Raw genomic sequence first — 13,325 nt, 5'->3', positions numbered from 1 at the left:
AGCCAATCTCGACCTAACACATGAGGACAAGATGATCCAAAAATATCACCGAAAATTATCCAGACAAAAATACATGAGCCAAAATTATCAAAAAACACTTAAAAAATACTACAAATGGCTAAACAGAAAAAACAATAAAATACAAAACGCATATCACCAATTCAGCAAATTCCTTGTTGAAAAATATGATCTTATAGCCATGGAAACATTAAACATCAAAGGAATGTTTCAAAACCCTAAATGGTCTCCTAAATTACAAAAAATAGCATTATACAAACTAATACAAATGATTAAATACAAAGCAGATAAAGGAATGTTTCAAAACCCTAAATGGTCTCCTAAATTGCAAAAAATAGCATTATACAAACTAATACAAATGATTAAATACAAAGCAGAATGGTACGGCAAAGAATTCATACAAATAGACCGATTTTACCCATCAAGCCAAAAATGCAGCAACTGCGAATACCAATACACAGACCTAACACTAGAAATCCGCAAATGGACATGTCCAAAATGCAAAACAACACACCACCGAGACATAAACGCCGCAAAAAACATCCTAAACGAAGGAAAAAGAATAATCAAAAATAATGAACCCGTAAGTCAACGGGGGATAGCTTGACCAATCTTATAAACATCAAGTTTTATAACTGCCCAAGAATAAAATTACAAAAATGGTAAAAACATTAAGTAATAGACTATAATCAAAAAGATTGAACATTATAGAATGGATTAAAAAAAATAGGGTTTGTGAAACTTCCATTAAAGTTTCACGGATTTCTTAACAGTATTCTTAAGGTAGGTTGCGCTGCAGGTGACTTTTCCCGTCTTTTTAACGGTGATTTTGGCAACCCCCTTCCTGTTGGTTTTGATTTTGTACTTCTTGGAGTTGATTTTGACAATGACCTTCTTGTTCTTGAGTTTCTTGTTGATTGTCACCTTAACGGTTAATCTCTTCTTTTTAGCGCTTGCTTTTAAAATCAATGGCCTGACTTTAATCTTTTTGGTTAATGATGCTCCATTATAAGTGATTTTCATTGTGTATTTCTTGATTTTGAGCTTCAATGATTTTTTAAATGTCAATACGCCCTTCTTACTGGTTTTGACCTTATATGTCTTGCCGTTGAACTTGACCTTCACCCATTTTGAGGCTAATAGCTTACCATTGTGTGTTGAAAGCTTCATCTTAACGTTGACGCCCTTGAAATTTGATTCAGATGAAATTGTCTTGATTTTCGGCTTGACCACTTCAACCATCACCCAACTGGAGCTCTTCACGCCATCATCACCATAGTAGTAAACGTCAACATCATATTCCCCGACCTTGAGCTTCTTGATTGAGTATTTGGCGATGCCGTCCCTGATTTGAACCTTATATTCCTTGCCGTTGATGGTGAATATCACATGACCGGTTGATGCTTTCGGAACCTCAACGGTGATGTACTCATCCTCCCCGACAGTGACGGGATAGTTGAAGTCGATTTTTGGAGAAACGCTGACTCTGCCTGACTGTGATGCGACAGTGTAGTCTGTGCCGTTATACTCGGCCTCGATTTTGTGCGGCCCTATCGCAAGCGATCCGAGCTTCACTTCAGCATAGCCCTTGTTGAATTTAGCTGAACCGAACAGTGCACCGTCCGAATAGACCACCAGTTCCCCTTTTGCATCATTTGGGAGTTTCAATGACACCTTGGCGTCGCTTTTATACTTGAATATGAATGGAAGGTTGATAGAGTAGTCTATTGTGAAGTTGACTGTTTTATTCAACGGGTAGAACTTGTCGTCCCCCTCATATGATATGAAGAGCGAATAGTTTCCTGCAGGAAAGCTTGAGATGTCCAGTTCGAGATTGTTGTTCATTACGTTTTCCGGACGGGTGAATGAGTACTCCTTACCGTTGATTGTGATTTTCAAAAGCTTGTTGTTCAATGTGTCCGGCAGTATGATGTCAATGATGTTGTTTGCACCGTACCTGAAGTTGGATGCCCATACGTCGAAGTCATATGTCATGTTGACCGGCTTTACGACTGTTCGTGTGAAATCCTTAGAGGTGTAGGTCACCTTCACTTCACGGTCAGTGTATTTGATGTGGTTTTCAAGGGACAATATGTACTGGCCGTCTTCAGTGCCGGACGTGTCGATTAGCTTATCGTCAATGTATACCTTAACGGTTCCCTTAGTGTTTTTCGGTGCATCGACGCTTATGCAATCGTCATGCCCGATGTTGATCACTTCAGGAATGCTTATTATGACCTTGACGACTGTGAAGTTGAATGTCTTTTCATATGCATGGTAATAGCTGTCACCATGATACACCACCCTGAAGGTATGGTCTCCCAGCGGCAGTTTTGAGAATGGGTTTTCCGGCCAGTAAATTGACGGCCTTGCTCGTGTTTTATTATAGAGCTTGTCGTCAATGTAGAATTCCACTGTCCCGTTGGCGGATCTTGGAAACGCCAGGAGACTATGGTACTTGTCGTTTTGAAGAATCTCCCTTGGGAAGTGGAGCGGACTGTAGTCCGGAGGGAACCTCATTACCTTCAATGGTGCGGTGAGGTTCAAATCGATGTTGTTGTAAAATGCGCTGACCTTGTATGGTCTTGAATCGACTGGAGGATATATTGCAATGTATAAATCCGGTGCCTTAGGGAGTTTTACCGGAATCTTGAATGATTTCTCGGTGATTGTATCGTTATAAATCACCTCATCATCAATCTTCACCATGAATTCCCCAGTGGCGTTCTCGGGCAGGCTCACTTCAATGTCGCTCAGATTCTCCTCCCACATCTGCTCCTCATAGGTTACGTTGATTTCACCTGGATTGATGTCGGTTAGATTTTCATAAGTGGCATTATCCGCAGCGCTGACTGTGTTTATCAGGATGAGTGCGAATACAGCCAATAATATGAATCGCTTGATGTACATGGTTAAGTATATGTTGCAGACACTATTAAAATTCTTAGGTATGGTCTGAAATTTTCAATCATCAGATTTGCTCCATCTGTTGATGAATACATTGAAATCGTTTTTCTGTGGAAAAATGCCATTTTCAATATCTTTTGAACATCCCTTTTACTTATTTCAAGCAATTCTTCACGAGAAAGTTTAGGAGGTTCATAATAATCATCAGTAAAACAATCCTCTCCTAATACATCTTTCAATCAATTCATCAATTGATATGCTCAAAACTTTTGAATTTTCTTCTAATTGTGCTTTTATCCTATCATCACCAATTATTGTTTTTTCAGACATTTCCAACACCCCACAATCTAATTATCAAGAAGAAGTTCAATTTAGACCCAATGCATCATTTATTTGCTTTAAATATTTTTCAGAATGAAGTTTATTTAAAATTTCATCATTGAAACTGTCATCAGCCAATCCACGATTAATATAACCCCAAACCAACTCATCAATACTCATATGAAATTCCATGGCTTTTTTATCAAGCATTGTTCTTAATTTTTCATTATTAATCACATATGTAAAACCCACAACCATCACCTTCAAATAGCATATATAACATGTAGAGAATTGATTTTTCTAAAACATCCATCAAATGAAACAATTTTGTGGATACCCATTTCCATCATAGTATTGAAAATTGTGCAGTCATTATAGTTGAGTGAATTTCCAAACCAACTGTTTACTTCAACTGATTTTAGGTAATCCTTTTTGGTTAATTCAATTACCTGATTTTCATCATGCAATTCATCGTAAAGTTCCTTTACAGAAATTCTTGTTCCAACTGACCCGTTTAATGTTTCCACAAGAACAGTGGTGTTTATAACAGTTGCTTCATTGGACTTTTCAAGATAATCCTTAATTCTTAATGAGGTTTCATGATGAAAATCATTTTTATCATATAATCCTTTGAAATAACCTGTATCTAAGAAAATCATTGAAAATCCCCCATGAACTAATCATACCTATTGAATTTTCCAACGAAAGAATTGAAATTGTGCTTTTTTGGAGGAATTCCATTTTCCATATCTTTTTTAACATCCTTTTTACTCATTTCCAATAACTCTTCCATTGTTAGCTGAGGAGATTCATAATAATCATCACTGTACAATCCCCTCCTGATATACCTGTCTATCAATTCATCTACAGAGATGCCTAATTTAATTGATTTTTCCTTTAATCGGTTTTCTATCATATCATCACCAATTATTATTGTTTTCTTATCAGACATTTCCAACACCTCATGACCAATAATTAATATACTTTTTGGAGGTTAACTATATTGTGAATTGCCAATCATGAGACAATATTACATATGAAATAATACTGGAATATCCAATAATTACTTAGTTAATATTATATCTTAATAATATATAAACTTATTGAATTGAGAAAAAAATAAATAATCAAAATCATTAATTTAAAATTAGAATTAAACCTTAAAATTAGTTGTTTTAATAAAATAAGTTAAATTAAATACCTGTTCAAGTGTAAAATTCCAATGTGAAAAATCATGTCGGATGAATCTGAAATTTCAAAAACCCCCTTGTTTGAAGGAAAAACGCACGATGATCAAAAACCTCAGCGTTTAAGTTGAAACCAAAAGATGATTAAAAATATTAATTTAGAGAATGGAGAATTCAAATAAATTATTTATTAAAAATAAGAATTTTAAACTTGAATTAAGCATTTTCAAGATGCAAGTGAGCACTTGCATGCGAGAAGCTTTATATATGGCCTTATTCATATAATAAATTGTACTGCAGAGCAGTATGGTGGTGAGAAACCCTGGAAACATGAGGGGGCCACAATCCTCCGAATGTTTTCATTATTATCCAAAAAAAGTAAAACAGTTAAAACCTATCGGATAACTGTAAAAAAGTAAAAAAACACGATTGAGGCTGTTGAACTTAAAGCGGCCTCTTTTTCTCCCTTTTAATTGAAAACACTAAAAAAAATGGTTAATTAAATATTAACCTCCATTTTCCTAAAAAAATAAGGGTTATTTGAAATCCTTATTTTTTCCTCTCATATTTTTAGATTACAATAATCCTTGTTTTATAGACAGTTAAAATTGCAATTAAATGGAGGATTTTTAAAAATCCATTCTTTTCTCGTATTTTTAAGTGCTTTTAAACCAATCCAGGATTTGCTTGCAAATTTTAACATGATTATTCCTTCAATCATCCCCCATATATATCATGAAATTTCATTTACAAGTTAAAAACAATATTGTTTTGGGCTTATTTTTTTATATTAAAACCTAAAAATTGTTTTAGACTCATATAGAATAATTTAAATATTAATTAAACAAATATAAGTTCATACGTTTTGTTTAACAAATTTAAAGGAGCAAAAAATGAGTATTGAAACTACTAAAAACAGGGATATTTTCGTAAAATTCTGTTTCATGTATTTTTTAGTCCACATCTTAAAGGTCCTTGGAATCGATGAGGAAATTGAAGAGATAATGCCCACTGAAAAAATAACATTCAAAAAGACAGGCAAGCAAAAGATCTTTGAAAACTTCCTCGATTTTCAGGCATTAACAAAATCCGGAAAAATACTGATTTTCGAAGTAAAGAAAAATCCATTGACAAAAAAAGATTTAAAACAGGCATACGAATACTATGACAGAGTACACTGCAGACAAAAATCAGAAGTAAAATTGATAATCATAGCATTGTCTAAAAAAGGAAAAATAACCGAATACACGAAAATGGACATAACCTACCACCCACAAATAATAAAAACAAAAAACATCAACAAACAAAAAGATTTAAGTACAATACGCAACAAACTACACCACAACGAGAAATTAACAACTACAGAATCTTCATTATTGATCGCATTGCCACTATTTGAAATCAAGGAAAGTGAATCAGAAATCACAGAAGAAATCTGCACATACATCAAAAACAAAAAACACTGCATCCCCCAAGAAATAATTGATGAAATAACACTGGCAATGTATTTAAACATTATTGAATATGTAGAAATTGATAAACAAGAAGGATTACTGGAGATGATTAACATGGCACAAACATACCAAGGAGTAATAGCACAAATCAAAAACGAAGGATTTGAAGATGGAAAAAATAAAGGATTTGAAGATGGAAAAAATGAAGGATTTAAAGATGGAAAAAATAAAGGTGAAAGGAACATTATCCTTCGTTTGTTGAAAAATCATACCTTTGAAGAAGTAGCAAAACTTCTGGAAATTAAAGAAACTGAATTATCCAACATACTCAACAAAGTAGATTAAATCCAAAAATCTACTTTAACCACTTCTCATTAATCAAAAAAAAGGAAAAATAAGGAAGAGAATCCTTATTTCTTAATGGTTAACTTCTTAGTCACAACGGCTTTTCCGTAAGTCACTCTATATTTTACCTTTTTGCCAACTTTAAGCTTTTTGAGCATGGACTTTTTAACCTTCCAAGTTGCAACACCCTTCTTGTTGGTTTTAACCTTGTAGGTCTTCTTGTTGAACTTGATTTTGAGGGTTTTCTTTTTAAGGTATTTTCCGTTGACTTTTTTCAGCTTGATTTTGATTTTAGTGACTTTCTTGGACTTTTTAACCTTCTTGTTGGATGCCTTAATCACCTGGGTGATTTTAACCTTATTTGTCACACTTGAACCGTAATAGGTTGCCTTGATAGTGTAGGTTTTCGGTTTAATGCTTGATGGAATCTTATAGTTAATGTAACCATTTGCATCAGTCCTAACAACAGTGTTCTTGCCGTTGAAGTTAATGGTTACGCTTTCGCCTGCACCTACACTTCTGCCATCCCTAGTGACAAGAGCCTTATAATATGCCTTGCCGCTGTAGATAACTGAAACATCCGAATTTGCACTCAATTTGGTTTGAGGAATGAAATTTGAGTATTTAACTGTTACATTCAAAGGTATGGTGATTGCAGAATAGTTAGCATCCCCTGAGTAATGAGCAGTTGCAGAATAGTTGCCGTTTGGCAGTCCAGTAATTTCAATGACTGCAAATCCATCAACAACATTGGAAATGAATTTTTTTTCATTGATTGTTAGGGTAACGTTACCTGTTGCATCCTTTGGGAAGTGGAATATTACTTCATCCTTACCGTTGTCTGGTTGAATAATTTCTTCAATAGGTGAAGTGTTGTCTATAACTTCAACCATGAAGTTCTTATAAACACCATCCTCATAAACCATTGTCAAATACATTGTTGTTTGGAAGTTAGGCATAGCAATATTGAACTGGGTTCTACCATCAGTTAAGCGCTTGGTGTCGTAGCCGTATAGTTGCAGCTGACCTAAAGCCGGAACCCCTTCAGCATCATGAACATAAACTGGAATAATTAAATTCTTATTAATACGGCCAATGTAGACATCATCAACTTCAATTATCAAACTGGAATAAACAAATGATTTTGACCAATCAGTAAATGTGTTGCCTGATTGGGTAAAGTTTACAAAGTTAGTTACATAAACAGAGCTTACATTGGAACCAGAATTATTAATCTTATTGTTTAAGATACTGGTGTTTGGTCCGCCAACACTTAAATCAGAACCTGCATAAACTGCACCATTTTCATCGAAAGTATTGCCATCAACTGTTAAGCCATCTGCAATGGAATGTATTGCACCACCGATTTTAGCGGTGTTGTTAATGTATTCACAGTTGCCGACTGTAGCATCAGCACCACTCCAGCGAGATGCTCCGCCAGTATTGTCTGCTGAGTTATTTTCAAATTTAGAGTCTTTTAAAGTACCTTTGGTGCCGGTCCAGTCGGTAGCTCCACCCTCTACTGCATGATTGTTAATAAATGTTGAATTACTTACTTTACCACCATAACCAGTCCATTGAACCGCTCCACCATAATTTGAAGCGAAATTGTCTTTGAATGTTATGTTTTTTGCATTGCCGTTGGCACCAGTCCATTGAACCGCTCCACCATCAGAAGCATTATTTTTAGTAAAAGTGGTGTTGATTAAATTTCCATCAGCTACCCTCCATCCAATAGCTCCGGCAGCTTCATTCGCCCAATTATTATTAAAAGTGGAATCTTTTAGTGTGACATTTAATGCATCAACTACAACAGCACCCTGATTATATAATGCAAAATTATTTTCAAAAGTGCATCCTGAGATTATGGTGTTTACAGATTGCTCTGCAATTCCCAAAGCACCATGAGCAAAAGCTGTATTATTTTTAAATGTGGAGTCTGAAATTCTAACATTAGCATTAAATACTGCTAAAGCACCATTTGCACCATCAGTTGCAGAATTCCCTGTGAAATTACAATTAGTTAAAACACCGTTTTCACTAGAAAATTCTACAGCCCCAATACCTTCAAAAGCAGTATTATTAATAAAATTAGAATTATTTAATTTAGCATTTGCTCCATACCACCTAATTGCACCTGCATAACGACCACCATCATTATTAATAAAATCCGAATTATTTAAAGCACCATTAGCACCCATCCAACAAACAGCTCCACCATACCTAGCAGTATTATTAATAAATTTCAAATCAGTTGCAACACCGTTAGGACTATTCCACCAGAACCCTCCGCCAGCAAAAGCAGTATTGTTAATAAAATCAGCATTCATTAAAGTACCATAATCACCTGCCCAATGAATAGCACCACCATCATAACCAGCATTATTAATAAAATCAGCATTCATTAAAGTACCATAATCACCTGCCCAATAGATAGCACCACCATTACCATATTCCACATTACCATTAATGAATTTAACACCTTTAATAGTGATATTGTTAGCTGAAACACTTATTATCCTGGTTAAACCCTGACCGTCAAGAGTTGCAATGTCATCAGGATTGTCTTGTGATCCTCCGATAATGGTTAATTTGTTTTTTCCAATATCTAATGAGTCAGTTCCAGTGTAGGTTTTACCGCCTAAAAAAATAGTGTCTCCTTCACTTGCATCGTTTATTACAGTTTGTATGCTTGAAAAATCATCACCGTCTACAGTGTGATTTGAACTTAACAGTTGAGTTTCTGACTCTCCTCTTATCGGAGAGTTTTCATTTTCCTGATTTTCGGCTTGTAGAATATCAGAGTCATCTTCGTTTTGATCCATTTCAATATCGATTTGACTAGAAACCAATTCCAAGTCGCTTTGGTCGAAAGTCATATTATCTGCAGCCGCTACACAGCCTGCAGTCAATATTAAAGAAAGTATCAAAGCGAAAACGAAAATCTTATTTTTAACTTTCATTTCGATTACCTCTTATAAAAATATGTTAATACTGAAGCTCGCATTGCGAGTGAAAAAATGTTGAACTATTAAATATGATACAATTAATAGTTATATAAATATTAATAATTCAAAGTATATAAAACTATACGACTTGATAATTAAAAGTGGAAAAAATTTTCAATTGAACATTAAATAATCATACATTGTATACAATTCAAAAATAAAAACAAAAAAGCATACAAACTGAACAATCATTATACACTCATGAAATTATAACAATGTTTTAAAAAAAGAAATGGACAGGAAGAAATTTTTTACATCCCACATCCCAACGGTTAATTTCTTGGCCATACAGCCTTGCCACAATCTACAGTGCATTTGACCTTTTTTGCCAACTTTCAATTTTTCTTAAACATGGACTTTTTAACCTTGAAGAATAAGCGAATTCTTTAATAAATACTCCTAAATTCAATTTTCAGAAAAATCATTTAATTATTCTTCCAATGGCAAACTGCACCTCGGCATACCTTTCCAGGTAAAGCAGGTATTCACCTTGAGCAATGTCTGGAATTTCATCCTTAAGCTGTGATGCCAATGAGGTCAGCTCATGTTTAGTATAATCATTGTTTGCCACATAACCCGCCTTGCTGTCTCCAGCATATACTGCAATCGCATCCGGGTCGAACTCGTTGTCCGGTTCCCTGACAAGCCTTAAAGGCATGCCTCGAGTTATTTTCACATCCCTGTAGTGGTTCCTTCCGGTTATTGTGAAGAGTTCATTCATTTTGTATTTCCCTAATGTTTCGAGATTGTTCAAGTATCTCCGTTCATAGTCGATGTAGAAGTTGATTGAATCCCTTAGTTTAAGATATTTGTTTATGTCCTCTTCGCTTCCCTCACCAGGAAGGGCCTCAATTGCCCTTGTAAGAGTATTGTTTGCTTCATCAAGCATATCCAATCCGTTAGGCAATTTCTTTGACTCCTCCAATAATTGGGATGCCCAGTCATAGAGCATTCTTGCCTTGTTGTCATGAACCAGGTTCGATGGCGACAGCTCAAGCGACCTGTTGTAGCATCTCTCGGATTGGCGATAGTTATTCATGGCCTCGAGGATGATTGCCTTGCGGTTCCAGTTTCCCGCATGACTGTCGTCCAGGTCCAATGCCATGTTAATGTAGCGGAGAGCCTCCTCCTCCCGGAAATCCATATATAAGTCCCATGCCTTTTTCCCGTATTGCTCCGGCCTAGGGTCCTTGTAACCGATTTCATCATCCATATTTTCATCGTCTTCATCTCCATGGCCCCAGTTTTCAGCCTCCATGCTGCCGCCGGTGGCATCATCAACCGGATCGCCGATTTTCCACTCCCATGTCATTAAAAATCACCATGTTGCTTTTGTCATAATGGAATTTCCTCTTCAACATCACCCTAAGTGCCTCTGCAATTCAAAAAATTAATGAGAAATTAATAAAATAGTCAAAAATGACTATTTACCTTTCAAAATATCTTCTTTAGATAATCCTGTGAATTTAACAACCTTTTCAATAGGAAAACCTTCAGCAAGCAAATTTCTAGCAACATCAAGTTTACCTTTCTTTAGCAGATATCTGTCTGTTGGATTTAACATCATGTAAGTTTCCTCCTGATATTTATCATTTTCATCTTCATCAAGCATGTTAACGCTCAGCACATTGAGCAAATATACAATGGCCTTTTTATCATTGATATCCATTCCGGAACTTTCTGCGATTCTTTCAATTAGTTTACGTGCCTTTAGAAGGATTTCGAGTTGGGATTCCTCATAGTCAGTGTAGACTATCACCTGCAATGATGCAATGTCCATGTCGGTGATTTCCTCATTGTTTTTAAGTTTGTCTTCAATGCTTTTAAATATTTCCCTTGCCTTATAGTCCTTAAGGGAGATTACATGCATGGTATATGTGCATTCGTCATTGATTATGAATTCTTTTTTAGTGTAAGATGCTTTTTCAATGCATAGAATGAATAATTCCACATCATTGTTTTTGAAAATCCTCATTAATGACACATATTGGAAGAATCGCTTTATATCCTCATCTGTCGGGAGTTTTGATTGGCATTCTAGTATGAGAGTTATGACCTTATCCTTCTTCTGCACTCCCCCTGCAAAGTCTATGCGTGAAATTCCAGGACCTATTGTGGTGAACTCTGACATCATAACTGACAAAAGCCTGTATTGTATGCCTATGAATTTGAGCAGTCCGTTTGCACGTTCCTGCAGTACACTCTTGAAATTATAGTCATAGTAATGAGGATACACCATTTCTGAAATTTCATTTTTGAACTTCATACTAAGTAATATATTCTAAATCATATTTAAAATTATTCTTTTTACTAATTAAAAGCAATTATTAGGTTATATTGTAATTAAGCAAGTTTAAAGCAATATTGTTATGACCTTGTAAAAATTATGTCAATTACAAACTTGCACCAAAAACGAATATAATATGAATAGATACTAATTATAATGTAAAACCATCAAATAACCAAGAAAAAATAATAGGAGTGGAAATATACTAATTATTAATAATTAGAATTTAAAATAAGATTTGAATGAATCATTCAAATAAAAAGATACGTAAGTAATTTTTTACAAAAAAAGCTGGATTAAAAAGAAGACCTTTTAATCCTCAAAAATTCCATCATAATCAACATCCACGCCAATCATCTTATACATGGCATACAGTTTGTCCTTTCCTGTAAAGTTAATTTAACCTATTTATAATAATGAAAAGGTCTTTATTGGAATATGAATAACATTATCCTCTTTTGTTATGACATCAGTCGTATTTGAGATTATTATTCCATGATTGGAGCCATATTTGTTAATCGCATTTGTAATTTGTCTTTTAGTTTTTTCTCCAAGCCCACCCATTAAAAAAAAAGTTGTAGATGAAAAATTCATCTACTTGATTGTTATTTTTACTTTTTTGGAGCTTTTTATGTAGTAAGCGTCCCCTTTAAATTTAATGGTTGCAATGTATTTGCCTTTTTTGGTTAGTTTTTTGATTTTAAAGGTTGCTTTACCTTTGGCATTTGTTTTTGCCTTGTAGGTTTTGCCTTTAACTTTAAGGGTAACTTTTACTTTTTTAACTCCTTTGCCTTTGCTGTTTTTGAGGGTTATTGTGTATTTTTTGGTCTTTTTGGATTTTTTGAATTTCTTGTTTTTGGCAGCGATTTTTGTTTTTTCCTTGTTTATGGTTATTTTTACGGTTTTAGAAGCAGCGTAGTTGTTACTTGCAAGTTTTATGACCATATTCTTTTTGCCTTCTTTTGCTGATTTCAATGCTTTAGCAGTCAAGGAAATGGTTGCAACACCATTTGCGTTTGTGACAGCTGATCCAACAGCCTTGCCGTTCAATGTGAATGTTACCTTTTCACCGGCAACAGCAATACCGTTTAAATCCTTAAGAGTTATGGAGTATTTACCACCATAGTTGATGATATAGGCTGCATCTTTAGCAGTTATTACAAGATTCTGTTTGTTTATAACAAGAGCATATAATTCTGTGCGATTGTTATAATTTGAATCATTAGGAACATATGCAATATTTATATCATGGCTTCCGGCATTCAAGTTTGGAATTTGGAGTGTTGCAACTCCATTAACCACATCAGCGCTGTATGTAACATTGTTAACGACAGCTGATAAATTACCTCCATTTACAGGTTTGCCGTTACTGGTTACATTGACATGGATTTTAGCGGTTTTTCCATAAACATTATCCTCAACATCAAATTCAAAGTCAACACCGTATTTTACTGAACCATTGCCTGCAATGTCGTTTTTTCCATCAGCAGCAGTGTTGTTTGTAAATTGATTTGTATTGGCAGTCAATGAACCGGCATTATATATTGCTCCACCTGAAGCGGCAGAGTTATTGATGAATTTTGAATAACCAATTTTTCCATCAATTCCGTCGAAGTATATCGCTCCACCATTTCCGGTTGCATTGTTGTTTATGAATGAAGTTGATATGATGATTCCCTCTTTTCCACTGTCCCAGTAGATTGCTCCACCATTCAAGCTTGCAGTATTGTTTTCAAATTTGGACCAAGCTATTATGAAATTAGTTCCGTTGTTTAGATATATTGCCCCACCACGTGGT

The 13,325-nt window shown here is 34.9% G+C and carries 11 protein-coding genes and 1 pseudogene; 2 read left to right on the top strand and 10 right to left on the bottom strand.

The genetic code is table 11. The features are described 5' to 3' along the window. A partial coding sequence (locus QZU77_RS08840) for a transposase (RefSeq protein WP_295603212.1) occupies positions 1 to 625 on the top strand: 625 nt, incomplete at its 5' end. A gap of 140 nt (positions 626 to 765) precedes the next feature. Here the strand turns inward: QZU77_RS08840 and QZU77_RS08835 are convergent. From QZU77_RS08835 to QZU77_RS08810, 6 genes are read right to left on the bottom strand one after another with little or no spacing between them, the layout of a single operon-like run. Further along, on the bottom strand, positions 766 to 2,928 hold the full coding sequence (locus QZU77_RS08835; RefSeq protein ID WP_295603210.1) for an Ig-like domain-containing protein: 2,163 nt from the start codon (positions 2,926 to 2,928) through the stop codon (positions 766 to 768). 2 nt (positions 2,929 to 2,930) lie between these two features. Then, positions 2,931 to 3,164: a hypothetical protein gene (locus QZU77_RS08830; protein WP_295603208.1), complete on the bottom strand. Its 234-nt coding sequence runs from the start codon at positions 3,162 to 3,164 to the stop codon at positions 2,931 to 2,933. Further along, a complete protein-coding gene (locus QZU77_RS08825; RefSeq protein WP_295603206.1) occupies positions 3,130 to 3,255 on the bottom strand; it encodes a hypothetical protein in 126 nt (41 codons plus the stop codon). Before QZU77_RS08825 ends, QZU77_RS08830 begins: the two co-directional genes overlap by 35 nt. Before the next feature lie 36 nt (positions 3,256 to 3,291). Continuing rightward, complete coding sequence (locus tag QZU77_RS08820; RefSeq protein WP_295603204.1) at positions 3,292 to 3,498, bottom strand: hypothetical protein; 207 nt, start codon at positions 3,496 to 3,498, stop codon at positions 3,292 to 3,294. A gap of 11 nt (positions 3,499 to 3,509) precedes the next feature. Beyond that, positions 3,510 to 3,905: a type II toxin-antitoxin system VapC family toxin gene (locus QZU77_RS08815; RefSeq protein WP_295603201.1), complete on the bottom strand. Its 396-nt coding sequence runs from the start codon at positions 3,903 to 3,905 to the stop codon at positions 3,510 to 3,512. Positions 3,906 to 3,922: 17 nt separating this feature from the next. Beyond that, positions 3,923 to 4,198, bottom strand: coding sequence for a hypothetical protein (locus QZU77_RS08810; protein ID WP_295603199.1), 276 nt, complete (start codon positions 4,196 to 4,198; stop codon positions 3,923 to 3,925). Positions 4,199 to 5,326: 1,128 nt separating this feature from the next. Here QZU77_RS08810 and QZU77_RS08805 point away from each other — a divergent pair. Continuing rightward, positions 5,327 to 6,232, top strand: a complete 906-nt coding sequence (locus tag QZU77_RS08805) for a Yae1 family protein (protein WP_295603197.1) — start codon at positions 5,327 to 5,329, stop codon at positions 6,230 to 6,232. Positions 6,233 to 6,297: 65 nt separating this feature from the next. Here the strand turns inward: QZU77_RS08805 and QZU77_RS08800 are convergent, their stop codons facing one another. The 4 genes and pseudogenes from QZU77_RS08800 to QZU77_RS08785 all read right to left on the bottom strand — a co-directional run. After that, positions 6,298 to 9,195 (bottom strand): Ig-like domain repeat protein, encoded by a 2,898-nt coding sequence (locus QZU77_RS08800; protein WP_295603195.1) that lies wholly within the window; start codon positions 9,193 to 9,195, stop codon positions 6,298 to 6,300. Positions 9,196 to 9,661: 466 nt separating this feature from the next. Continuing rightward, positions 9,662 to 10,552 carry an HIRAN domain-containing protein gene (locus tag QZU77_RS08795; protein ID WP_295603193.1) on the bottom strand — a complete coding sequence of 297 codons (891 nt, stop codon included), beginning with the start codon at positions 10,550 to 10,552 and terminating at the stop codon, positions 9,662 to 9,664. A gap of 111 nt (positions 10,553 to 10,663) precedes the next feature. Then, entirely contained in the window at positions 10,664 to 11,506 is an 843-nt protein-coding gene (locus QZU77_RS08790) for a hypothetical protein (protein WP_295603191.1), read from the bottom strand. A gap of 615 nt (positions 11,507 to 12,121) precedes the next feature. After that, positions 12,122 to 13,325: pseudogene (locus QZU77_RS08785) on the bottom strand (Ig-like domain-containing protein); the annotation flags it as partial.

This window comes from uncultured Methanobrevibacter sp. (assembly GCF_902774605.1).
Taxonomy (GTDB): domain Archaea; phylum Methanobacteriota; class Methanobacteria; order Methanobacteriales; family Methanobacteriaceae; genus Methanocatella.
Note: the sequence above shows the minus strand (reverse complement) of the source record. Positions and strands in the feature narration are given on the sequence as shown.